This is a genomic window from Bifidobacterium vansinderenii (assembly GCF_002234915.1).
In the GTDB taxonomy this organism is placed as follows: domain Bacteria; phylum Actinomycetota; class Actinomycetes; order Actinomycetales; family Bifidobacteriaceae; genus Galliscardovia; species Galliscardovia vansinderenii.
Genome location: NZ_NEWD01000004.1, coordinates 302,589 through 324,491, shown reverse-complemented (window position 1 = coordinate 324,491; position 21,903 = coordinate 302,589). Strand labels below are relative to the sequence as shown.

The 21,903-nt window shown below is 62.5% G+C and carries 20 protein-coding genes and 3 tRNA genes; 17 read left to right on the top strand and 6 right to left on the bottom strand.

All coding sequences use genetic code 11. The features are described 5' to 3' along the window. Nucleotides 1–13 precede the first annotated feature (13 nt). The 10 genes from Tam10B_RS02605 (at nucleotide 14) to dapC (ending at nucleotide 10,385) form a co-directional block, all read left to right on the top strand. Nucleotides 14–4,345 carry a transglutaminaseTgpA domain-containing protein gene (locus Tam10B_RS02605; RefSeq protein WP_158214106.1) on the top strand — a complete coding sequence of 1,444 codons (4,332 nt, stop codon included), beginning with the start codon at nucleotides 14–16 and terminating at the stop codon, nucleotides 4,343–4,345. A 221-nt stretch (nucleotides 4,346–4,566) separates the two neighbouring features. Beyond that, the gene (locus tag Tam10B_RS02600; RefSeq protein WP_093959698.1) at nucleotides 4,567–4,890 is read left to right on the top strand and encodes a hypothetical protein; all 324 of its coding nucleotides are present in this window, start codon (nucleotides 4,567–4,569) and stop codon (nucleotides 4,888–4,890) included. A 42-nt stretch (nucleotides 4,891–4,932) separates the two neighbouring features. Then, nucleotides 4,933–5,014: transfer RNA gene (locus Tam10B_RS02595), tRNA-Tyr, on the top strand. Nucleotide 5,015: 1 nt separating this feature from the next. Further along, nucleotides 5,016–5,087 (top strand) — tRNA-Thr (locus tag Tam10B_RS02590). Nucleotides 5,088–5,092: 5 nt separating this feature from the next. Further along, nucleotides 5,093–5,166: transfer RNA gene (locus Tam10B_RS02585), tRNA-Met, on the top strand. A 44-nt stretch (nucleotides 5,167–5,210) separates the two neighbouring features. Then, nucleotides 5,211–5,381, top strand: a complete 171-nt coding sequence (rpmG, locus tag Tam10B_RS02580; protein ID WP_093959697.1) for a 50S ribosomal protein L33 — start codon at nucleotides 5,211–5,213, stop codon at nucleotides 5,379–5,381. A 189-nt stretch (nucleotides 5,382–5,570) separates the two neighbouring features. After that, nucleotides 5,571–6,782 (top strand): UDP-N-acetylmuramate dehydrogenase, encoded by a 1,212-nt coding sequence (locus Tam10B_RS02575; protein WP_093959696.1) that lies wholly within the window; start codon nucleotides 5,571–5,573, stop codon nucleotides 6,780–6,782. A 331-nt stretch (nucleotides 6,783–7,113) separates the two neighbouring features. Further along, a complete protein-coding gene (locus tag Tam10B_RS02570) occupies nucleotides 7,114–8,628 on the top strand; it encodes an amino acid permease (RefSeq protein WP_093959695.1) in 1,515 nt (504 codons plus the stop codon). Between the two features lie 120 nt (nucleotides 8,629–8,748). Next, nucleotides 8,749–9,072: a ferredoxin gene (gene fdxA, locus Tam10B_RS02565; RefSeq protein ID WP_093959694.1), complete on the top strand. Its 324-nt coding sequence runs from the start codon at nucleotides 8,749–8,751 to the stop codon at nucleotides 9,070–9,072. A gap of 167 nt (nucleotides 9,073–9,239) precedes the next feature. Next, complete coding sequence (gene dapC / locus Tam10B_RS02560; RefSeq protein WP_093959693.1) at nucleotides 9,240–10,385, top strand: succinyldiaminopimelate transaminase; 1,146 nt, start codon at nucleotides 9,240–9,242, stop codon at nucleotides 10,383–10,385. A gap of 349 nt (nucleotides 10,386–10,734) precedes the next feature. Here dapC and Tam10B_RS02555 read toward each other — a convergent pair whose 3' ends face one another. Beyond that, nucleotides 10,735–11,157 carry an HIT family protein gene (locus Tam10B_RS02555; RefSeq protein WP_093959692.1) on the bottom strand — a complete coding sequence of 141 codons (423 nt, stop codon included), beginning with the start codon at nucleotides 11,155–11,157 and terminating at the stop codon, nucleotides 10,735–10,737. 304 nt (nucleotides 11,158–11,461) lie between these two features. Between Tam10B_RS02555 and uxaC the strand changes: the two genes are divergently transcribed. Next, nucleotides 11,462–12,868 carry a glucuronate isomerase gene (uxaC, locus tag Tam10B_RS02545; protein ID WP_198947499.1) on the top strand — a complete coding sequence of 469 codons (1,407 nt, stop codon included), beginning with the start codon at nucleotides 11,462–11,464 and terminating at the stop codon, nucleotides 12,866–12,868. Between the two features lie 189 nt (nucleotides 12,869–13,057). Beyond that, nucleotides 13,058–14,479: a glycoside-pentoside-hexuronide (GPH):cation symporter gene (locus tag Tam10B_RS02540; protein WP_093959689.1), complete on the top strand. Its 1,422-nt coding sequence runs from the start codon at nucleotides 13,058–13,060 to the stop codon at nucleotides 14,477–14,479. 449 nt (nucleotides 14,480–14,928) lie between these two features. On the opposite strand, the gene dinB is transcribed toward Tam10B_RS02540, so the two are convergent. Continuing rightward, a complete protein-coding gene (gene dinB, locus Tam10B_RS02535) occupies nucleotides 14,929–16,413 on the bottom strand; it encodes a DNA polymerase IV (RefSeq protein WP_093959688.1) in 1,485 nt (494 codons plus the stop codon). A gap of 667 nt (nucleotides 16,414–17,080) precedes the next feature. Here dinB and Tam10B_RS02530 point away from each other — a divergent pair. The 4 genes from Tam10B_RS02530 to Tam10B_RS02515 all read left to right on the top strand — a co-directional run bounded on the left by Tam10B_RS02530 (nucleotide 17,081) and on the right by Tam10B_RS02515 (nucleotide 19,314). Then, entirely contained in the window at nucleotides 17,081–17,428 is a 348-nt protein-coding gene (locus tag Tam10B_RS02530) for a hypothetical protein (RefSeq protein WP_093959687.1), read from the top strand. 64 nt (nucleotides 17,429–17,492) lie between these two features. Continuing rightward, nucleotides 17,493–18,056 carry a hypothetical protein gene (locus Tam10B_RS02525; protein ID WP_093959686.1) on the top strand — a complete coding sequence of 188 codons (564 nt, stop codon included), beginning with the start codon at nucleotides 17,493–17,495 and terminating at the stop codon, nucleotides 18,054–18,056. Beyond that, the gene (locus Tam10B_RS02520) at nucleotides 18,053–18,937 is read left to right on the top strand and encodes a tyrosine-type recombinase/integrase (protein ID WP_093959685.1); all 885 of its coding nucleotides are present in this window, start codon (nucleotides 18,053–18,055) and stop codon (nucleotides 18,935–18,937) included. The genes Tam10B_RS02525 and Tam10B_RS02520 overlap by 4 nt, the downstream gene beginning before the upstream one ends. A gap of 41 nt (nucleotides 18,938–18,978) precedes the next feature. Next, nucleotides 18,979–19,314 carry a helix-turn-helix domain-containing protein gene (locus Tam10B_RS02515; protein ID WP_093959684.1) on the top strand — a complete coding sequence of 112 codons (336 nt, stop codon included), beginning with the start codon at nucleotides 18,979–18,981 and terminating at the stop codon, nucleotides 19,312–19,314. A 71-nt stretch (nucleotides 19,315–19,385) separates the two neighbouring features. Here the strand turns inward: Tam10B_RS02515 and Tam10B_RS02510 are convergent, their stop codons facing one another. The 4 genes from Tam10B_RS02510 to Tam10B_RS02495 are packed head-to-tail and all read right to left on the bottom strand — an operon-like array spanning nucleotide 19,386 to nucleotide 20,873. Then, on the bottom strand, nucleotides 19,386–19,622 hold the full coding sequence (locus Tam10B_RS02510; RefSeq protein ID WP_093959683.1) for a hypothetical protein: 237 nt from the start codon (nucleotides 19,620–19,622) through the stop codon (nucleotides 19,386–19,388). Between the two features lie 12 nt (nucleotides 19,623–19,634). Beyond that, nucleotides 19,635–20,039 (bottom strand): hypothetical protein, encoded by a 405-nt coding sequence (locus Tam10B_RS02505; protein WP_233133545.1) that lies wholly within the window; start codon nucleotides 20,037–20,039, stop codon nucleotides 19,635–19,637. A gap of 15 nt (nucleotides 20,040–20,054) precedes the next feature. Then, nucleotides 20,055–20,537: a peptidoglycan recognition protein family protein gene (locus Tam10B_RS02500; protein WP_093959682.1), complete on the bottom strand. Its 483-nt coding sequence runs from the start codon at nucleotides 20,535–20,537 to the stop codon at nucleotides 20,055–20,057. Between the two features lie 21 nt (nucleotides 20,538–20,558). Then, nucleotides 20,559–20,873, bottom strand: a complete 315-nt coding sequence (locus Tam10B_RS02495) for a hypothetical protein (RefSeq protein ID WP_093959681.1) — start codon at nucleotides 20,871–20,873, stop codon at nucleotides 20,559–20,561. A 95-nt stretch (nucleotides 20,874–20,968) separates the two neighbouring features. Here Tam10B_RS02495 and Tam10B_RS02490 point away from each other — a divergent pair, with 95 nt between their 5' ends. Further along, a complete protein-coding gene (locus Tam10B_RS02490; RefSeq protein WP_093959680.1) occupies nucleotides 20,969–21,838 on the top strand; it encodes a tyrosine-type recombinase/integrase in 870 nt (289 codons plus the stop codon). Nucleotides 21,839–21,903 lie beyond the last annotated feature (65 nt).

Sequence of the window (21,903 nt, the reverse complement as noted above, 5' to 3'; positions counted from 1 at the left end):
GTACCGACACGGTATGGTGCGACCGACCGTGCGGCTGATCGCATTGCTGGCGCTCGCCGGCGTGGCATTGTTCTTCGCGCTGGCGATCGACAGCGCCGCGCTCATGGGCTTTGCCATCGCCGTTCCTGTGCTGATGGCGGTATCGCTGGCGCTGACGATATCGACGTGGATGCTGATTCCGCGCAGACAGCTCCCCTCAGGGAAGGGAGCCAAAGCCAAACAGATGGCTGCGAGCTGGCTGATCCCGCGCACTGTGCGCATCGAATATCAATGGTCGCAGTTAGATCAGCATGATCGTGTGATTCGCCGCATTCGCAGTGCTGGCGGGCCGCCCGATCGGGGGCTCTACCGTCTGGACGCCACGGCGGTCACCTGGTTCGACGCGTTCGGCCTATGGAAAATCCGACGTCTGATTCGCGAGCGCAATGATCGAGACGAACTGCGCAATCCACCGGACCTGTCCCTGGCCGATGCTGCAGGTACCACGCCGATGGTATCAAGAACCGGGCGAAGCGAGGAGACCGACTCGGCCACGGTCCGGCGCTACGAGTCCGGTGATCCGTGGCGCATGATCGCATGGCGGGCGAGCGCGCACCGAGGCACGCTTATGACACGCGAAGGTTCGCGCGACGCGCGTTCCGACACGCTGATCGTGATCGACACCGCAACCCGGCACAACCTTGACGCATGCCTTGCCACAGCGCTGAACCGATGCGTACGGCTGCACGCGGCCGGCGTGCATGTGGCCGTGACGGACGGCGAGACGGTATACTCGAACGCCGATGCCATCGAACGGTTCCTGACGGCCGCCCAGCCGGGCGATCATGACGTGACCGTGGAGGAGCGCGCGCGAACCGTCGCGGAGACGCTGAACCGTCTGCCCGGATACGTTGCGGTACTGATGACGCCGGAGTCGGATGCCGATATCCCCACGGTTGTGCACACCGCGGTGGAAACCTCTGGGGATTCCCAAAATCTCAACGAATCCGGTAATACGGCGAGCACTACCACGGCAAGCGCCGATGAGAACGAATCCGCGCGAACCTTGTTGGCGCAGTCGCTACGAGCCGTACTGCCGGAACGTCGACTTCGCGTGGAGCGGATGACGGACGAGCGAGCTGCGCACGCCGATGCACACGGTGATACCCGTGGAGATACGCGTGAGAAGGCGAAAGCGTCGGGTGCATGGATCGCCCAGGCTCTTGCCATGCCCGCGTTGCTGGCGATCGCCGTATGGCAGTCCAGCGCGCTGTTCGAGTCGGGCTGGTGGACATGGTTCGCCTACGCCGCGCTGCTGATCGTCGGCCTGGAATCCGCGATTCCCGCCAAGCACCGGCGAACCGTGGTCCTGCGCGGTGCCATCGTCGGCATGCTCGCCGCGCTCGCCGGCGTCGTCCTCGCCGTGCTGCGCGTCCGCCAATACGATCTGCAGTCCGCCGCGCAGGCCGCGTCCGCATCCGCAAGCGAGTCGCTTCCCGCAACGGAGAAAACCGGCCTCACCCACATTCTTCATGCGCTCAAATCCGGTGCGACCGAAATCTATGAACAGTATGTGCCGGCCGTCGTCGGCGGCTATGCTGATGCGCTGCTCATCGTTGCGGTCGCCGCCATTGCGATCGTTCTGCGTCTGCTGCTCGCCGCGCGCCCGTTGTGTACCGTCTGCGCGGTTCTGCCGATCGTCATCACCGCCGTGGCCTATGCGTGGGCCGGTCAGGAACTCGCCCTGCCGTGGATCGCCATCTGTCTTGCGCTCGGCGGCATCCTGCTGTGGGCCACGCACGACCATCGCACACGCATGCGCCCGCCCGCGCCGATCATCGCATCCGTGCTCGTCGCGGCCATCGCCGTCGGATTCACGCCCATGGCCGTCACCGCCGCCCAGCGCGTGGACATTTCGCTGGGCGATGGCGGCGGAGTGTTCTCCAACGGCACGATCAACCCGATAATCGACCTCAAACGCGGCGTGAACCAGACCGGCGCCACCACCGTGTTCACGTACACCGCCGGCAAGCGCCTGTACTTCCGCCTCGCCACACTCGACGACTTCAACGGCGACACATGGTCGTTCTCCCAACGTCTTAGCGACCGCGGCGGATTCTATAGCGGACAGACCGGCGGACAGACCTCGTCGGAGGCCGGTTCAAACTCGTATTCCACGTATTCCACGAACGGTGGCTCCGGTTCGTTCGGCGGCGGATTCCAATACTCGTCCTATTCTCCCTACAATCGGTTCGGCTATGACACCCCGCTCGACCAGTACCTCGACATCCTCGGCGGCACCGAAACCGGCGGACTGGACGGCGCCGACTGGGAAGTCAACGCCAAGGTGACCATCGATACGCTCAACTCCCGATTCCTGCCCGTACCGTCCGGATCCGTGGACACCAACCAGGTCACCTCATCCGGCGTCTGGCGTCGTGGCGGCGACTCGGCCTTCTACAGCACCAGCGAAGCCACCACGCCCGGCATGACCTACACCGCCACCGGCACCTACATTTCGCCCATCCAATCAGCAAAGGACTTCTCCACCATCGACGCGCTCAACGCGTTGAAAGACAAGGCGAGCGAGGAGCGCACATCGCAGACTCTCCGCATTCGCATAGTCGACGACGACTCCCAGATCGTGACCGACACCGACGGCAACCGCATCGGCCGATTCACCCAGGCCGGTCTCAAACTCGACGACAGCGTGATCGACAAATACGATCTGCGTGGCCGCTCCTGGCTGATCGGCATCCCCGACATCGTGTCCGACGAACAGGAAAGCACCGACGGCATGACCGCGTATCGGATACGCGGCTACACCATCGAACTCAACCCCTCCGGATGGCTGATCCGACTGATGAGCGGCATGTACGGTGCGCTCGGCGCGGGAATGGAAAACCCGGACGGCGAGTTCGCGTTCCTCGTGCCGCCCCTGCAGACCCTGCTCAACGATGACGGCACGGTTGACGACGGCAGCAGCGTGACACAGGACACCGAAAACGGCGACATCACCGCACGGAACGGGACAACCGGCGGCAATTCGAACGCTACCGGAATCATCGACGAACAGATCCCCAACGGCTACGACGAACTGCCGAGCGCCCTGCCCAGTCAGGTGACGGCGATCGTCGACCAGGCCAAACGGCAGGGCGTGCCGATCAACGGCTCCGGCGCCGAAAGCCAGATCGCATCCATGGAATATCTGGTCGACTACTTCACCAACAACGGATTCACCTACTCGCTCAACGCGCCCGACGGGTCCGGCCGCAACAACATGCAGGTGATCGGCGACTTCCTCGACCGCAAAACCGGATACTGCGCTCACTACGCGTCCGCGCTCGCCGTGTTCGGCCGGGCCATGGGCGTCAAAACCCGCATGGTGCTCGGCTACGCGCCGGGCAGCGGCACCTCCACGGACGGCTCCTACGCGGTGGCCAGCAACCAGCTGCACAGCTGGGTGGAGGCCTACATCAACGGGCTCGGCTGGATCCCCTTCGACGTGACCCCCGCCAGCGGCGACGACTCCGGCGCGGCCACCACCGGAGGACAGTCCTCAGCCACGCAAAACGCCGGAAATTCCGCCAGCGCCCAGCCGTCCGCCAGTTCTTCCAGTTCCGCATCGGCTTCGCAGGGCCCATCCGACACGCCATCCGCCAGCGCGTCGAGCAGCGCCACCTCCGACGTGAAGAACGATTCCCGGAACGACGGCGATGCGAACGACACCGCCGGTGGCCGTCAGGGAATCCTGTCCGTGCTCAGCGAGCTCAGCTGGTCCCGATTCCGTGACTCGCGGGCGGTCAGAGCGCTCGCCGTACTGGCGTTGCTGGCTTTGGCGTACGTGATCGTCACCGCCGGCATGTGGCTGCGTGCGCTGCGCAGACGCCGGCGGCTGCAACGGATCCGCGAGGCGGGCCCGGGCATGTGGCTTACGGCATGGAGGGAAGTGACCGACACGGCATGGGACTGGTCGGTACGCTGGCCGAGCAGCTCCACGGAGCAGGACGTCGCCAACGCGATCACGCGATGGATGGGCGAATCGGCGACGCTGACGCCAGAATCAGCAGGAACGGGAACCTCGGCAGGACCGGCGGCCTTGTCGTCATACAAGACGACTTCCGCCGTCGACGCCGTCGCGCTCATCGCCCGCCGCGCCGAATCTGCCGCCTACGGCAATACAGAATCGCGTGATATGCGATCGTCGGCAGATACCGATCCGGAACGACTCATCGCCATGCTCGACGACGTCCGCGCGGCGATGGCACGATCCTGGGTCGAACACGCCCGATCGCTGCCGCCTATGGTGCGCGTCGTGCGGTCGGCGTCAACGCGGCTGATTCCGCGCTCGCTGTTCCGCCGATGACGACGGGCGCCTGCGACGGGCGCCTGCAGCAGGCGCGCATGACGGTCGTATGCGATGACCGGCGATGTGCCGAACGATCGTCAGTCCGTCATGAACGACGGTTTTGCCGCATTTTTTGACGTATCGTCCTCCAATTTCCCAGATAAGCCGTGCATAATGAGGGCGATTGTCGTGCCTGCACGGCAATGCGACCACTGACATGAATACGACAAGGAGGTGTCATGTCTCAGCAGACTTATATGGGGGAGACGCCTGCGGAATCTCAGGGGAAGCCCCGGGGATTCACCGCCAGCCAACGGCAGTTGCTGGAGAGTCTGGACGCCGTGAGCCACGTCGATACGCGGGGAAACATTCATTACACGAAAGAATTTTCCAAACATGCGATCGAGGAATATAAGCGAGGCAAGGGGCCCAAACAGATCTTCGCCGAAGCCGGATTTCCGTTGGAAATCATGGGATACAAGCGGATAGAACGGGCTATGTACCGCTGGCGACACGCCTACGACACGCCGATTTGCGTACCCCGCGAAAATATGTTTATATAGCCGAGTTGCCGATCACGGAGGTCTTCCTCCGGGATGAGCAATGGCGGATTTCCCAAGCGGTCAAAGGGAGCTGACTGTAAATCAGCCGCTTCGTGCTTCAGTGGTTCGAATCCACTATCCGCCACGCCTCGATAGCTCAGTGGTAGAGCACTTCCTTGGTAAGGAAGAGGTCGTGAGTCCGATTCTCACTCGAGGCTCTCATGGCGGGGTAGCTCAGCTGGTTAGAGCGTACGACTCATAATCGTAAGGTCAAGAGTTCGAGTCTCTTCCTCGCTACAAAACGTCGGAGAAGCCGGCGATGACACTATTATATGAGGTGAATGATGGCAAAAAGCGCCGATATCCGTCCCGGCATCACGCTGGCCTGCACCGAGTGCAAAGAGCGTAACTACATTACGACCAAGAACCGTCGTAACACCCCGGATCGTCTTGAGCTGCAGAAGTTCTGCGCCCGTTGCGGCAAGAAGACCCTGCACCGCGAGACCCGCTAAGGTTTACGCTTAGGCAAGGCTTCGAATCCCGATCACCATGCGGTGGTCGGGATTTTTTCGTATATGCGATTATGCGGCGGTTATTCAGTTTCGTTTGCGTGACATGCATATCCGCGATGCATGCGGTGGTGCATGCGGTGTACGCGTCGCCATCGCGCACCGCCCACTGGTGTTGATATGGTGGGCCATATGACTTCTCCTACTTTTGCGGATCTGACCACCATCGGCGTAGGCGGATCCATCGCACGTTTCATTGAACCCGACTCCCGCGTGGGCGTGATCGAGGCCGTCGAGGACGCGGACGATCGCGGCGTGCCGCTGTGCGTCATCGGCGGAGGCTCCAACATGCTGGTCAGCGACGAGCCGTTCATGGGATTCGTCGTCCGCGATGCGAGACGATCCATCGGCGTGCCCGACGAAGTGGCCCCCGTCGAGGGCGACGACCGTACCGTGCATGTGAACGCCGAAGCCGGCACGAACTGGGATGATTTGGTCGAATTCTGCGTACGACTCGGTCTGGAGGGCGTCGAGGGCCTGTCCGGCATTCCGGGAACCGTGGGTGCGTCCGTGGTGCAGAACATCGGCGCCTATGGCCAGGAGGTCGCCGACAGCGTGGATTCCGTGGAGGTGTGGGATCGCGAAACCAAGAAGGTCGTAGAGCTCACGCCCGCCGACCTGCACTTCGGATACCGCACTTCGGCGCTCAAGTCGAGCATGTACCAGGCTCCGGCAACGCCGGCCGACAAGTACTTCCCCACGCCGCGCTATGTGGTGCTGTCGGTCACGTTCGCGCTGCGACACAGCGCCACCGGTGTGGTCAACGTCGGCCAGCTCGCCCGCGCGCTCGGCGTGGAGACCGGAACCCGCCTGGAGACGCAGGCCATTCGCGACGCCGTGCTCGCCGTGCGCGCCGGCAAGGGCATGCTCGAGGATCCCAACCGTTACGCCTCGCCGTGGATGCGCGGCACCAAGGACACCCGTACCATCGACGCGGCCATGGAAGCGCTCAAGTCCGTGAACGGATCTACCGATCCCGACTACAACCGCCACAGCTGCGGCAGCTTCTTCATGAACCCCGTGCTCACCGCCGAGGCTGCGGCCAAGCTGCCCGAGGACGCCCCCCGATTCGCCGCGCCTCTGCCCGACGGTAGTGGAGCGCAGGGCGTTAAGACCTCGGCCGCGTGGCTGATCGACCACGCCGGATTCCACAAGGGATTCGCCGTGCACGAGGGTGCCGCCGCGTCGCTGTCCACGCTGCATACGCTGGCCCTGACGAACCGCGGATCCGCCACCGCCGCTGATGTGGCCGAACTGGCCCGCACCGTGCAGAATGGCGTCGAATCTGCGTTCGGCGTGCGTCTGGTGCCCGAGCCTGTCGCCATCGGCATCGATCTGCGCTGATCTGTTGATCCACGTCGATCGGTGCTCGACGAGGCGGCGAGCGTGAACGTCGAATATTGAGCATTGAGCATCGTGAGGCCCGTTGGATGACTTGCATCCGCGGGCCTCACGTCATTTCCGCCGAACCTTAGCCGCCTCCACCGGGGGCTCATCCACCCCACAAAACCGTTCCGAAAAACGATTGACGTCCCATATTTCGGACGTAACCTGCCTGTTGCCTGCAAAACCACGCTCGTTTACTTGTTTTTTCACAATTCTTGTCTAATCTCTTCAAGGAACTACAACGGGACGGCCTTGCAGCATCGCAGGTCCACTCCGGGAGAAGGACTATATGAATCTTTTACGAACCAAGACGGTCGAACAGACCCTCGCCGAGACCGACGAGGCCGACCGCAAGCTCAAGCGCAATCTGAAGTGGTGGGATCTGGCCATCATGGGCGTGGCCGTCGCCGTGGGTGCGGGTATCTTCTCCGTGGGCGCCCAAGCCGCCGCCTACCATGCCGGTCCTGCCGTGATCATCAGCTTCGTGATTGCCGGCATCGTGTGCGGTGCGGCCGTGATGTGTTACGCCGAATTCGCGTCGATGATTCCCGTGGCCGGATCCGCCTACACGTTCACCTACACCACGGTCGGCGAGATCGTGGCGTGGATCATCGGCTGGGACCTGATTCTGGAAATGCTGATGGCAGGCTCCGTGATCTCCAAATACTGGGGCGTGTACCTCAACGACTTCTTCCGCCTGATGGGTTGGAACCTCAACACCAACATCCAGATCGGTTCGTTCGCCCTTGACGTGGCGCCGATCATCATCGTCGCGTTCTTCACCACGCTGCTCGTGTACGGCACTCGACTGGGCGCCCGCGTGGACGGCGCGATGACCGTGCTCAAGATCGGCATCGTGTTCTTCGTCGTCATCGTCGGATTCTTCTACATCAAGGCCTCCAACTTCACGCCGTTCATCCCGCCGGCCGAACCTGCGTCCTCCATTCAGACCGCTTCGTCCGAGGTGACCGGCATCTGGGCGCAGCCGCTGTGGCAGTGGGCCACCGGCATGACCCCGTCCATCTACGGCATTCCGGGCATTCTGTCCGGCGCCGCGCTCGTGTTCTTCGCGTTCATCGGCTTCGACGTGGTGGCCACCGCCGCCGAGGAGACCGACAACCCGAAGAAGGCCGTGCCGCTGGGCATCGGCACCGGCATGCTGCTCATCATCATCATGTACGTGGCCGTGGCCGTCGTGACCACCGGCATGGTTTCCTACAAGGACCTCGCTAAGGCGCAGAGCCCGTCGCTCGCCACCGCGTTCGAGCTGGTGGGCGCCAACTGGGCCGCCAAGATCATCAGCTTCGGCATCGTGCTGGGCCTGGCCACTGTGGTCATGGTGCTGCTGCTCGGCCTCACCCGCATCGTGTTCGCCATGAGCCGTGACGGCCTGCTGCCGCGTGGCCTGTCCAAGACCGGCGTGCATGGCACCCCGGCCATCCTGCAGATCGTCTGTGGCGTGATCGTGGCCCTGGTCGCCGCGTTCTTCGACATCGGCGTGCTGTCCGACATGGTGAACATCGGTACGCTGTCCGCGTTCACCCTGGTGGCCATCTCCATCCCGATCATGCGCAAGAAGCGTCCCGATCTTAAGCGCTCGTTCACCATGCCCGGCAATCCGTGGATTCCGATCCTCATCGGTCTGGCCAACCTGTGGCTCATGCTCAACCTCACCGTGCTCACCTGGGTGCGTTTCGTGGTGTGGCTCGTGGTCGGCTTCGTGATCTACTTCTCCTATGGATATCGCCACTCTCGTCTGGGTCTCGACCAGCTCAAGGGCGACATCCCCGCCGACCTCCGCTAGCGCTCGAGGGCATCGGCATCCAAACCCACTACGCCGCCTCTGTTATGGGGGCGGCGTAAACTATATGTTCAGTATGTGAAACGCCGCGGGGATGTGCGGCGAGACTGAAGGAGGTCGACTATGCCTTATGTTGTTGCCCAGCCGTGCGTGGATGTGAAGGACAAGGCCTGCGTGGACGAATGCCCGGTGGACTGCATCTACGAGGGTCCGCGTACGCTCTACATCAATCCGAACGAGTGCGTGGACTGCGGCGCGTGCGAGCCCGTGTGCCCCACCGAGGCCATCTTCTACGAGGATGATCTGCCCGAGGAGTGGGCCTGGTACAAGGACGCCGCCGTGGAGTTCTTCGCCGAGGTGGGCGATCAGGGCGGAGCGTCCGGCTTCGGCGAGATCGACCACGATCAGGCGCAGGTGGCCGCCCTGCCCCCGCAGAATCAAGACTGATCAGGGGCGAACGTCCCTCGCGGACGCCCATTTCAAAACGAACGATTCCGGCACCGTACCTGTTCACATTCCCGCCAAAACGGGAGAATGAGCATGGTGGGTGCCGGAATCTCTTATGATTACGCCCAGTATGCATTCATTCGGAAACCCATGAACGGAGGCACCCCGTGGGATTCGCACCATTCAGCACGCCATACGACTGGTCCCGACTGTCCGCCGCAAAGGCCGTGGCCTCGCAGCATCCGGACGGCATGATCGATCTGTCCATCGGTTCGCCGGTCGACGATGTGCCCGCCAGCGTGCGCAAGGCCCTGGCCGGCGCGGCCAATGATCCGAACGCCTACGGGTATCCGGTCACGCGCGGCACCAAGCAGCTGCGCGAGGCGATCACGCGCTGGTTCGCCAAGACGCGCGGCGTGGATCTGAACGCGCTCGATGCCGGCATCTGCCCCACGGTCGGTTCCAAGGAAGGCGTCTCGCTCATGGCGTCGCTGCTCGGCCTCGGCAAGGGCGATGTTGTGGTGCAGCCGCGCATCTCATATCCGACGTACGAGATCGGAACGCAGCTGGCCGGCGCGGAAACGTTGAAGACCGACGTCGCCGACGTGGAGTCGTGGGCGCACGTGCCCGGTGTGAAGATGGTGTGGGTCAACTCGCCGTCCAACCCCACCGGCGAGGTGCTCACCGCAGCGCAGCTGCATGCGATCGTCGATGCGGCGCGCAGGATCGGTGCGGTCGTGGTGTCCGACGAATGCTACGCGCTGATGGACTGGCGTACGGCCGGTCCCGAGCTGACCGCCACCGACTGCATTCTTGGCAGTGACGTGTGCGACGGTAGCGCCAAGGGACTGCTGTGCCTGTATTCGCTGAGTAAGCAGTCCAACATGGCTGGCTACCGTACTGCGCTGATCGTGGGCGACAACGAGATCGTAGCCCCCATGCTGGAGACCCGTAAGCAGATCGGCCAGATCATTCCCGGCCCGAGTCAGGCCGCCATGGCCGCCGGACTCGACGATCTGGATGCCGTGCTCGACCAGCGCGCACGCTACCGCAGCCGTCTCGAACTGCTCGTCGAAGGACTGCGCACGGCCGGATACGAGGCCGTGATGCCCGAAGGCGCGCTGTACGTATGGGTGAAGGCCATCAGCGGCGACTGCTGGACCGACATCGACGCGCTCGCCAGGCTCGGCATCATCGTCAGCCCCGGCGAGTTCTACGGCGACAAGGCATATCTACGCGTATCCGCCACCGCCACCGACGCCGCGGTCAACGCCGCTGTCGAACGCCTCGCCCACGCCGCTCCCACCGCCTGACGACACCAGCGCGCGGGCTGATGCCGATCGTGGCATGTGCTCCCTCCACGGGAGGGAGCTGTCGGGAAGCGGATGAGGATCGCCTCGGAGTGGAGATGTGCTCCCTCCACGGGAGGGAGCTGTCCGCCACCGGCGGACTGAGGGAGGGCTCTCAACCAAGGAAGGGCTCCCCGCGCAACAAACTCCCACTGTCTTCCCCTATACGCAGAACGCGCCCCGTCGGTTCATCACCGACGGGGCGCGTTCTGCAAAAGGAGAAAAAGGAAGAAATGCCGGGGATGACGACGGGGCGAACGCCGCCATCCCCTCAATCAATCAGACGGTCAGACGTCAGTCGGACGCCAGCCGATCAGAGGTTGGCGACGATGGCCTTGGCCAGCTCGTCGTACTCGGCGTCGGACAGGTGTACACGGTCGGGGTTCATGGCAAAGGTACCGCCCCACTCGAACTCGTCGTCCTTGTACTTCGGCACCAGATGGAAGTGCAGATGATGACCGGTGTCGCCGTAGGCGCCGTAGTTCACCTTGTCCGGGTGGAACGTGGCGTGCAGGGCCTTGGCCACGCGGTCCACGTCGGCGAAGAAGGCGTTGCGGTCGGCCTCGCTCAGCTCCACGATCTCGGAGACGTGATGCTTGGACGCCACGATCACGCGGCCCTTGTGGCTCTGCTCCTTGAACAGCACCAGCTTGCTGGCCGGCAGCTCGTAGATCTTGATTCCGAAGGCATCGAGGGCAGCACCCTCATCGCAGTATGCACAAGCTTCGTTGCTCATTGAAGTTCCTTTCATAAGGTGCGATCTCGTCATGGAGACGCTGATTTCAGCATAGAAAATGCCATGTCCGTCATCATGTTCGTTGCCATGAGTTGCAACATTGTCAACAAAAGTCAAAAAAAGAGGCAAATGCTGGCAACAAAAGAAAGTGATCTGGCTCACGCTTCCTATCGTGTGAAGTGTTCAAAGGTTTGCATGGACGCAGACCTTACGGAAAGACGGAATACCACGATCACAGCCATACAGTGGCGGCTCAGGCCGTAGTATGCGCGGTGTTCGGAAGGACCGAAGGAGGTTACTGACCATGGCTTTCATGGATGATGACTACCTGCTGACCACGGATCTGGCCAAGGAGCTGTTCCACGGTTATGCGGAGAGCATGCCGATCGTGGATTACCACTGCCATCTGCACCCGGAAGAAATCTACAAGGATCCGAACTTCAAGGACATCGTCGAGGCCTGGCTCACCGACGGCAACAACTACGGCGACCACTACAAGTGGCGTCTGGAGCGCGCCAACGGCGTTCCGGAGGAGCTCATCACCGGCAACGGCGATCCGTGGGACAAGTTCTATGCCTACGCGCAGACCATGGAGAAGGCCATCGGCTCTCCGGTCTACATGTGGACCCATCAGGAGCTGCGTCGCTACTTCGGCATCACCGACGAGCTGAACACCAAGACCGCCAAGGCGATCTACGAGAAGACCAACGAAATGCTGGCCACCCCGGAGTTCTCCCGCCGTTCGCTGCTGCGCCGCATGAACCTCGACACCATCTGCACCACCGATGATCCGGTCGACTCCCTCGAATACCACATCGCGTTCGAGAAGGAGGGTGGCGACACCTTCAAGATGATCCCGGCCATGCGCCCGGACAAGGCCCTGAACCCGGACAAGCCCGGCTTCTCCGAATGGGTTGATCAGCTCGAGCAGGTCACCGGCGACACTGTCAACTCCTTCGACGACATGATGGCCGCCATCAACAAGCGCGTTGACTTCTTCCACGAGCACGGCTCCCGCCTGTCCGACCACGCGGCCGACCTGATGCTGTACGCGCCGTCCACCGCAGCCGAGCGCGACGCGATCCTCGCCAAGGCCCGTGCCGGCGAGCCGCTGACCCTCGAAGAGGTCACCAAGTACCGCACCCAGCTGTTCCTGGACCTCATGAAGATCTACCACGCCCACGGCTGGACCATGCAGCTGCACATCCACGCCATGCGCAACATCAACGAGCGCGAGTTCGGCATCCACGGCCCCGACACCGGCTACGATTCGATCAACGATCGTTCCATCGCCGAGCCGCTGGCCGCCCTGCTCAACGAGGCCGCCAAGACCGACTCCATCCCGAAGATGCTCATTTACTCGCTCAACCCGAACGACTACCTGGCCATCACCACCATCATGGGATGCTTCCAGGGTGGCATGAAGCAGCGCATGGCCCTCGGCAACGCTTGGTGGTTCAACGACACCCGCACCGGCATCCGCAAGCAGATCCAGACTATGGCCGAAGGCTCCCTGCTGGGCAACTTCGTGGGCATGACCACGGACTCCCGCTCGTTCCTGAGCTTCCCGCGCCACGAGTTCTTCCGCCGCATTCTGTGCGAGCAGCTGGGCGAGTGGGCCTCCCGCGGCGAGATCCCGTCGGATCTCGACACCCTGGCCCCGCTGGTGCAGGACGTCTCCTACAACAACGCCAAGGAGCTCTTCGCCTGATCTACTGATCCATACGGATCGGCATCCGAGAGAGAACGATCGTTCCGGCGGTACGGGTCGGCGCGTTTCCCGCGTCGGTCGGCCGCCGGCCGGTTTCATAACTGAATACCGTATAACTGAAGAAGAAAAAGGAAGGACCGCAACGACATCGTCGTCATTGCGGAGTTGTTATCAAAAGGTGAAAATACGATGACTAGTGCAGTACAGGAAAAGGCCGCCACGATCAACGGCCAGAAGAAGCTGAGCTGGCGTGAAAAGATCGGCTACGGCTTTGGTGATCTTGGCAACGGCTTCATGTTCGATCTGGGTCAGGCCTACCTGACCAAGTTCTACACCGACGTCGCGCTGATCAACCCCGGCATGGTCGCCACGATCATGGCCACGACCAAGATCTACGACGCGTTCATGGACCCGATCGCCGGCGCGTTCGTCGACAGCCGCAAGATCGGCAAGCACGGCAAGTTCCGTCCGGTCATGATGGTCGGCGCCATCGTGCTGTCCATCCTCACGGTCATCACGTTCACCATGCCCGACTTCCCGATGTGGGGACGCATCGCCTACGCGTTCGTCACCTACATGGCCTGGGGCACCTGCTATTCGTTTACCAACCTGCCGTACGTGGGCCTCGCGAACGTCATGACCCGTGACGTTGACGAACGTGCACAGCTGGCAACCACCCGTCAGGCCGGCTCGCTGGGCGCCCAGTGGATCACCGGCGTGGCCTTCATCCCGATCATCCTGCTGTTCTCCAACTCCGACGGCAAGGTCACCACGTTCCACGGCTACGCCGTGGCCGCCACGATCATGGCCCTGCTTGGTGTCTGCTGCTTCGCCGTCACCTTCTTCAACTGCAAGGAGCACATCCAGGTCAACCGTGAGAAGACCGGCGACAAGAAGAAGGAAGGCGTCGGCGCCTACATCAAGGTGGTCTTCACCAACAAGCCGCTGCTCGCCATCATTCTGATGACCCTGTTCACCATCTCCGCCATGAACACCAACAACGCCATGATGCTGTACTTCGCCGAGTACAACCTGGGCAACATGGGTCTGCAGCCGGTCATCAACGCCATCCAGATGGGCTGCTCCATCGTGGCCATCCTCTCCATCCCGTTCCTGGTCAAGAAGTTCGGCAAGAAGCAGGTCGCCGTGGTCTGCTTCGTCGTGGGCGCCGTCGCCAACCTGATCAACTACTTCCTGCCGACCAACCTCGTCACCTTCATCATCTTCGTGACCATCGGCTACGTGTGCCTCGCCATCCCGAACGGCATCACCTGGGCCTTCGTCAACGACGTGATCGACTACGGCGAGTGGCACACCGGCATCCGCAAGGAAGGCATCACCGTGGCCGCGTTCAACTTCTCCCGTAAGCTCGCGCAGTCCCTGGCCGCCGTCATCACCGCCGGCATCCTGGGCGTGACCGGCTACGTCGCCAACCAGGTGCAGTCTCAGGCCACTCTGAACGGCATCAAGGGCGCCATGACCCTGTACCCGGCCGTGGCACTGTTCGCCGCCATGCTGATCATCTTCTTCCTCTACGGTCTGACCGACGACAAGTACCGCAAGATCGCCGACGACCTGAACAACGGCAAGTGGGAGAAGGGCAACCTCTGATCGGACATTAAGCCGATCGGTCGCTGACCGGATCTCCTAGCTGATATCCTCCCAGGGCTTCCGCCTCGCATGATGCACATGCAGGGCGGAAGCCCTTTCTCGTTCTTCGTACTCTCTCCTAGGTAAGGAGACACACTGGATATCGTTGTGCTCCCTCCATGGGAGGGAGCTGTCACGCAACGCGTGACTGAGGGAGGGCTCACATCCAATACGCGTTCGGTCCGACGCTAAGCCGGTTGCGTCCACACGCCCCTCTCTCTGTCACGACTTGCGTCGCGACATCTCCCTCCCAGGGAGGGAGAACACAGGAACTCCCCTCGTGGGAGAGAGGGTCCGCGCTGCAAAGTGATAATTCGTATCGTGCTCTCTCCGTGGGAGGGAGCTGTCACGCAACGCGTGACTGAGGGAGGGATCCCACACCACTAACGCTCAACCTAATCTTTCCGCTCTCACTCTTTATCGGTCCGATGCGTCCCCTGCGGTCTGCGCAAACCCAACCGCACCGCATCACTGCCATACCGCTGACGGATCGAATCCAACGCCTTCTCGGCCTGACCCATCCGTATGGCATTCACGCTCCTAGCCGTCGTATTCGTCATATGATCACGGACGCCGCCGGTACCGCCACCGACGTTGTCGCTTCGGCCGCGTTTGCCGTCTGTGTCAACATTGCCGCCATCATCGTCGCTGTCGTCGTGAACTCTTGCACTCCCGGCAATCCGCGTCGCTCGCCCATCCGACGAACACGGACCCATGCCCGCATCCTCCTCCGCCAGCAGATCGTCAAAACTCGCCTGCACCGGCGTCGTCGCCGTGTCGGCGAGCCCCGAAACACTCACCCCGGCCAGCCTCACCGGACGGGGGAGACGCGCGTCGTTGTCGGACGCCGAACCCTCCGGCATGCCCAGCATGCGCTCCAACAGTCGCACGCTCTGCGGATAGATCGCGCTCGCCATGGTCACCGGGGTCTCCAACGTGTGCGATTTGGTTGAATACGACAGATCGGCGAACCGCAGTTTCACGGTGATCGTGCGCGCCATGAGCCGTTTGCCACGCAGCGTGGATGCCACACGATCGGCGCCCCACAGCAGCAGACTCGTCACCTCGCCCGCGGTAACGGCATCCATGTCGAACGTGCGCTCCGCGCCGATGGACTTCTCCGGGGAGACCGGCATCACCACACGCGTGTCGAGACCGCGCGCGGCCAGATACAGCGAATGGGCGTGCGTGGTGGAACCGCATGCCTGCGCGATCTCGGTCTCATCGAGTCGTGCCAGCTGTGCCACCGTGGTCACGCCCCAGTGCTCAAGTCGTCTGCCGAGCGATGGCCCCACGCCCGGAATCGATCGCAACGGCAGCATCTGCACGAATTCGGCCTGACGCGCCACCGGGATCAGCAGCATGCCGTTGGGCTTGGCATTGGTGGACGCCAGCTTGGCCACGAGTTTGTTCGACGCCACGCCCACCGAACAGGTGAGGCCAAAAGTGCGCGCCACTTCCTCGCGCAGCCATGCGCCGATCGCCGTGGGACGCTCCCAGCGTCGTAGCGCGCCAGACACGTCCATATAGCATTCGTCCACCGACACTCGTTCGATGCGGTCGGTCACCTCACCGAACAGGGCGAACACACGTCGGGAGATCTCGCGATAGTACGTCATGTCCACGGGAAGAAAGACGCCCTGCGGGCACAGGCGTCGTGCCGTGGCCGTGGGCATGGCCGAGTTCACACCGAACGGACGGGCCTCGTAGCTGGCTGCCGACACCACCGATCGGGGACCTGTGCCGATGATCACCGGCCTGCCCTTGAGCTCGGGATGCCGGGCGATCTCGCAGGAGGCGAAGAACGCGTCCATGTCGATGTGCAGCGTGGTGCAGCCGGTCTCGTCATGCCCCCAGTCTCGTTTGGCAGCAGCAAGACGTGGCGAAGTACTCATGACTCCATGGTAGCGAGGGGCGCGGGAGGCGCTGGGGCGTGCGGTTGGGATGCCAGAAACGGAATTTGGGGCGCGAAAATCCCGAATTCCGCTCTTTGGGGCGCCAAAATCCCGAAAATCGACGCAAAAACGGGATGTTGACGCCCCAAAGAGCAGATATTCCCGCATGGTGAAACATATCGGCCGCGTGATCTCGCTGTATGGACTCGTTTGGAGTCTTTCTGCTTTTCGCAGCGTCAAACACCCGTTTCTTTGTGGATTTTTCGGGTGTTTGATGCTGCGAAAAGCAGATGATCTCTCATCCTGAGATGACTCATCGCTCGGTTCCGGCATGTGGAACGCATGGCATGTCGAACCGTTGGAATACCGCCGAAAACGGCATGAAAAAGGGCTTCCGGGAAATCCTGGAAACCCTTGTGTGCGGAGTGAGGGGGATTCCGCTTGAATGTGTCTAACTTATTGGACTTTCAGCAATTTTTTGGTATCCCCTCTGTCGGTTCCCTTATTGGTTCCCCTATTGTTGGGAGTATGTCTCCACGGGGGATTGGTCTCATTGTGGTGGATCTGCAACACGCCGTCGGTGGTAAATTACCACCGATTGCTGTATGGTTAGAGATATCAACGGGCAGCACAAGGCAAGCCCGGACGGAGCAGGAAGGCTCTCATCATGGATATTCACCCGTATTACATTTCCAAGGCCGAGGACGTGTTCGGTCTCATGAAGTTCGACGATGACGCGGATCCCATGCCCCTGGCCGCATGGGCGCAGGGCGCGGAGCGCTACGAGATCGTGTTTTGCACAAGCGACGGCCACATCGTTGGTCACGGCCGCTACTACCACACCATGGCCGGCGACGTGGCGTACGCCGACGACGAGACCACAAAACGGTACAGGCTCATCGCCAACGAGGCCGGAGGCGCACGCTACCAGATCGGCCGTCAGATCGGCCGGCCGGTCGTCGTCGTGGGCGCCAGCCGGTTTTCCGGCCCCGCCACGCATCGGGCACAGGCCTGACCGGAACGAAGAGACGCGGGGCCGCTCGACGCAGCGCGGCCCCATATGGGAATCAAGGAGAATCATGCAGGACGTAACTATCATCGACACTGACGACGGCATCCGCCTCGTCAGTCCCTACCATCCCGACTGCCCCAAGCTGGCACGCAGGATCGGAGGCAAATGGGACCCCGCCACCCGATCATGGCGATTCGACATCCGTGACCGCGAGAGGGTCGAACAGCTCGCCGCCGACCTATGGGGATATTCAACCGGGAATACCAGTTCCGCGGTTACCATCCGAGTCAACGCTGATGCCTACACCGACGGTAATGAGATCCGCGTGGCAGGCCGCAGCATCGCTCACAGGGCGGGGCGGGACGAGCCAGTACGCCTCGCCGGCAACGCCATAATCGTCCATGGAGAGTTCGCGCCATCCGGCGGCAGCATGAAATATCCGGATATCGGCGAGTGCGATCAGGTGGTCATCGAAATCCGCGACCTGCCCGCCAGCGCGCTCGACATGCTCGAACCCGGCCGATACGAGCTCGTAGACGACGATCCGATCACCGTCCTCAAGGCCGAACGACAGCGACTCATGGACCGTATCTCCGAAATCGACCGCCGAATCGGGGAGATGACATCATGAGCACGCAACTACCCGAACGACTCATCTCCGACTGGCTCGCCGGCGGCTACAGGCCACGCACCGTCAAACGATACGCGGCCTCCATCACGGCATGGCAATCCTGGTGCCAGGCCAACGATATCGATCCGATGAGCGCCACACGTCCCGACCTCGAACGCTACGCCACACAGCTGGAACAGGTCGGCCAGCCAGCCACAACCCGATATGCAAGCTTGTGCGCGATCCGTGGCCTCTACCGGTTCGCCCACGAGGAGGGATGGACGCCCTCGGATCCCGGCGCCCATGTGCGCATGCCTGCCCGTCCCCGCGAGTCGAACGGCGTATGGCTGACCGCCGACGAGGCACGCCGCATGGGCGAAACCGCCGACCGGCACCCCGATCCGCGTGCAGGTGCCGTCTACTGGACACTCCTGCTCACCGGAATCCGCAACATGGAACTCGTCAACACGAACGTGACCGACATCGAGGACTACGGGGAGACTCGCACCCTGCGCGTCACCAGAAAAACCGTCGCCCACGAGACCTACACACAGCGCATCCAACTGCCCTACCATGCCGACATGGCGATCCGGCGAATGCTCGGTACGCGCGACGACGGCCCTCTGTTCCTCGGTAATACCGGCAGCAGGATCAGCCAAGACAGCGTCAACCGGCTCTTACGGGATCTGGCCGGCCGGGCCGGGGTCGGCAAGCAGGTCACCGCGCACGCCATGCGACGCACGTTCGCTACGCTGGCGCTCGACGCGGGCGTGCCTCCACGAGACATCATGGCCTCCGGCAACTGGACTGCCGAGCAAATGCTCCGATTCTATGACCGGGAACGCGCCGCAGTGGATCGGCATGCTGGCATTAGCCTCGCCGCGTGGCTTGACAACGCGTGATACTCTCGCATAGGGCACCGAGAGTATCAGGGGAGGACCATATGGCAATGAGCTGCGCTGAAATGAAATGCCTGCGCGAGTCCATGGGACTGACCACGAAATGGCTCGCTCGACGGTGGAACGTAAGTGAATTTTCGGTGCAACGATGGGAACGCAATCGGCCGCTACCTAACGAACTCGAACAGGATCTGCAGAAACTCAAAACCATGTTTGACCTCGAGGTGGATCAGGCAGCCCAAACCACAACTGGATCGCTGATCGTTCCCAGAACCGATGCGGAGTCCCCGGCAGGCCTGCCGTCAGCATGGCATCGAGCCGTCGCCCAACAGGCTGCACAGCGATCTGGAGTGCACATCATCTACCGTGACAGCGAATAGAACATAGAAAATTGGCCCCTCACCCGGCATTCATGCTGGATGAGGGGCCAATTGTTCCGGCTGATTCAGCATTACTTGCTGCCAAGTCGTACAGGGTTGTAGGCGGTGCCGAAGCCTGCGGCGATGATGCCGGCTGCGGTGCTGATGAACCCGCCGATGTCCGGGGATCCGAAGCACATGAATCCGAGTCCGATCACCGAGGCGAGCAGCGTGGCCACGTAGACCGCGGTGCGTACGCGCTCGTCGAACACGGGCGTATACGGGGTAGTGTCCGCAGCGTGCTGCGGAGTGTTCTCGTCTTCTGCCATGAATCCTCCTTCTTAGAATCGGTTTTCGTTCAAACGGGCCTGCAGGGCGCGTACCGTGGCCGGGCCAAACGACGCGTCCTGCTTGACACCGAGATGGCGTTGAATGGCTGTGATCGTGGCCGGCCCCAACAGACCGTCCTGATCCAGCCCGAGCTGGGCCTGGACACTGCGGATAAGCTCACTGCCCTTACCCCCGTAGGAGACGCAGGACGGGGCAAGGGCGGGACGCCAGTAGGTGCGCTGATTCGGTACCTTCTGACCGCTGATAATGCCATCGACGGTCGTGCCCATGACCTGCTGCCAGCGGCGGATCGTGGCCGGACCACACGAGCCGTCAATCGCAAGCTTGCCGTCATCCTGCGGAGTGCTCGGCGTGGACTGCGGCACCTGCGCCGGCACATCCGCGCCATTGGTCATGTTGTCGTACCACTGCTAGGCGCGCTGCATGTAGGCAGCATTCTGGTCGCCGGCGATGGATGCCGGACACTCCGTGGACGAGAAGTGCGAATGCGGGAACACATTGACCATCCACTCCGGGCGTCCCAGTCCGTAGTGCTTGCAGATCGCAGCCACGAGATGCGCGCCGTTGTCCAGTGTGGCGTCCGAGATATGCCACGGGTTGGTGGTCTCGTCGGCATGCTCGATGCCGATCGACGCCCTGTTTGCCTCGCCGTTGGCGGCGTGCCAGGCGGTGTCACGGTCCCAGACGAGCTGGCCGATCGTGCCGTCGACGCACACCTGGTAGTGCGCGCTGGCCTGGCGGGTCTGCCATGTCTGCCAGCAGCCATCCACGTCCAGTCGGCCGCCGTTGTGATGCACGACGACCATCTTGATCTTCCGCCCGTTGCGGCCGGATGTGAAATGCTTGGTGAGGATCCGATCCACATCGGCCTCGAGCGTGTCCCAGTTTTTCATGGTGGTTTCTCCTTTCGTTGGTTATGGTTTGCGTGCGATTGGTGCGCGTTGGATGTCATCGTTGACTGCGGTTCCGTGGCCGTTGCCGCCGAGCTGGTGGTAGGCGTCATAAACGGTCTGTGCGCGTGATTTGCTCTCGTTGTCGGCGATGCCGCCGTTGGCGACCATCTCCCGCTGCTGGCGCTCCAGCTCACACAACAACAGGACGCGCACACCGTCATCGATCGCCGTGTCCCTGCGACTGCGGCCGCGCAGCCACGCGAGCAGATAGCCGATCGCGCCCGACGCGATGCCGGTGATCGCCCACATGAGCAGGGACTGTTCGAACGGGCTCATACAACCTCCTCGTGGTGATATGGAAAATCCCACACGGGAGATCCGCGTGGACAGGCCACGCGACGTGTGGGATTACTGATTGATCGGAGTCAAAAATGCTGTTATCGGATTACTGGACGGACAGGTATCTGCCGTACTGCGAGCGGACGCTCCGCGAGTGCACGCTGGTCGGCTACGAGTCGGCGTGGAGACTGCACATCGAGCCCACCCTCGGGCACATGGACATGGCGGCCATCACGGTGGAGACTGTGGACTCGTGGATCTCGGGACTATCATCCTCCGGAGCCGCACGGAAGGCATGGGCGCTGTTGCGCGGCATGCTGCGCAAGGCGGTCCGCTGGGGACTGGTGGACGCGGACGTCACCCGCCGTGAGATCCGGCTGCCACAGAAGCGCCGATACGAGCCGCGTCTCCTGAGCATCAGCGAGACACGCACGCTCCTGCGCGGCGTCTACGGCAGTGATCTCGAGGCGTGGCTCCTGTGCGCCGCGACCTGTGGGCTGCGCACCGAGGAGGGGTACGGGCTCGAATGGGCGGATCTCGACCTCCGGGCGGGTACGCTACGTGTCAACCGCGGCGTGCAATGGGTGGGTGGACACGAGACCATCGTGGAGCCGAAGACCGAACTGTCCCGACGTACCCTCCCTCTTCCACGGTTCGCGGTCCGACGCCTGCGTGAGCTCAGGCCCCGCACGGGCGGCCGGCTGATTGGAGACCTCACCCCGCCGCAGCTCGCTCGCGCCTACCGGTCGTACTGTCTGCGGCATGATCTGCCGTACGTGCCGCCACGCAACCTGCGCCACAGTTGGGCGACGAACGCGCTGAGTGCGGGTGCCGACATCGCGGTCGTGTCGAGGATGCTCGGTCACAGCGATATCCAGACCACCGCCCGCTACTATCTCAAGCCCGACATCACCGCGCTGCGCGACGCGCAACGCCTCTACGAGCGGGCGCTCACCGCATAGGGATTCCCTGAACCACATCGAGCACCTGTTTAGTGACGGGCAATGGTCGGGGACGTTCCCGCGGA

Excerpts from the sequence above, each read along its gene's own strand:
- Tam10B_RS02490 (WP_093959680.1), top strand. The coding sequence starts at position 20,969 with ATGCTGTTATCGGATTACTGGACGGACAGGTATCTGCCGTACTGCGAG.
- Tam10B_RS02530 (WP_093959687.1), top strand. The coding sequence starts at position 17,081 with ATGGATATTCACCCGTATTACATTTCCAAGGCCGAGGACGTGTTCGGT.
- Tam10B_RS02520 (WP_093959685.1), top strand. The coding sequence starts at position 18,053 with ATGAGCACGCAACTACCCGAACGACTCATCTCCGACTGGCTCGCCGGC.
- Tam10B_RS02600 (WP_093959698.1), top strand. The coding sequence starts at position 4,567 with ATGTCTCAGCAGACTTATATGGGGGAGACGCCTGCGGAATCTCAGGGG.
- rpmG (WP_093959697.1), top strand. The coding sequence starts at position 5,211 with ATGATGGCAAAAAGCGCCGATATCCGTCCCGGCATCACGCTGGCCTGC.
- Tam10B_RS02525 (WP_093959686.1), top strand. The coding sequence starts at position 17,493 with ATGCAGGACGTAACTATCATCGACACTGACGACGGCATCCGCCTCGTC.
- dinB (WP_093959688.1), bottom strand. The coding sequence starts at position 16,413 with ATGAGTACTTCGCCACGTCTTGCTGCTGCCAAACGAGACTGGGGGCAT.
- Tam10B_RS02575 (WP_093959696.1), top strand. The coding sequence starts at position 5,571 with ATGACTTCTCCTACTTTTGCGGATCTGACCACCATCGGCGTAGGCGGA.
- uxaC (WP_198947499.1), top strand. The coding sequence starts at position 11,462 with ATGGCTTTCATGGATGATGACTACCTGCTGACCACGGATCTGGCCAAG.
- Tam10B_RS02510 (WP_093959683.1), bottom strand. The coding sequence starts at position 19,622 with ATGGCAGAAGACGAGAACACTCCGCAGCACGCTGCGGACACTACCCCG.
- Tam10B_RS02495 (WP_093959681.1), bottom strand. The coding sequence starts at position 20,873 with ATGAGCCCGTTCGAACAGTCCCTGCTCATGTGGGCGATCACCGGCATC.
- Tam10B_RS02540 (WP_093959689.1), top strand. The coding sequence starts at position 13,058 with ATGACTAGTGCAGTACAGGAAAAGGCCGCCACGATCAACGGCCAGAAG.
- Tam10B_RS02570 (WP_093959695.1), top strand. The coding sequence starts at position 7,114 with ATGAATCTTTTACGAACCAAGACGGTCGAACAGACCCTCGCCGAGACC.
- Tam10B_RS02500 (WP_093959682.1), bottom strand. The coding sequence starts at position 20,537 with ATGAAAAACTGGGACACGCTCGAGGCCGATGTGGATCGGATCCTCACC.
- Tam10B_RS02505 (WP_233133545.1), bottom strand. The coding sequence starts at position 20,039 with ATGACCAATGGCGCGGATGTGCCGGCGCAGGTGCCGCAGTCCACGCCG.
- Tam10B_RS02605 (WP_158214106.1), top strand. The coding sequence starts at position 14 with ATGGTGCGACCGACCGTGCGGCTGATCGCATTGCTGGCGCTCGCCGGC.
- fdxA (WP_093959694.1), top strand. The coding sequence starts at position 8,749 with ATGCCTTATGTTGTTGCCCAGCCGTGCGTGGATGTGAAGGACAAGGCC.
- Tam10B_RS02515 (WP_093959684.1), top strand. The coding sequence starts at position 18,979 with ATGGCAATGAGCTGCGCTGAAATGAAATGCCTGCGCGAGTCCATGGGA.
- Tam10B_RS02555 (WP_093959692.1), bottom strand. The coding sequence starts at position 11,157 with ATGAGCAACGAAGCTTGTGCATACTGCGATGAGGGTGCTGCCCTCGAT.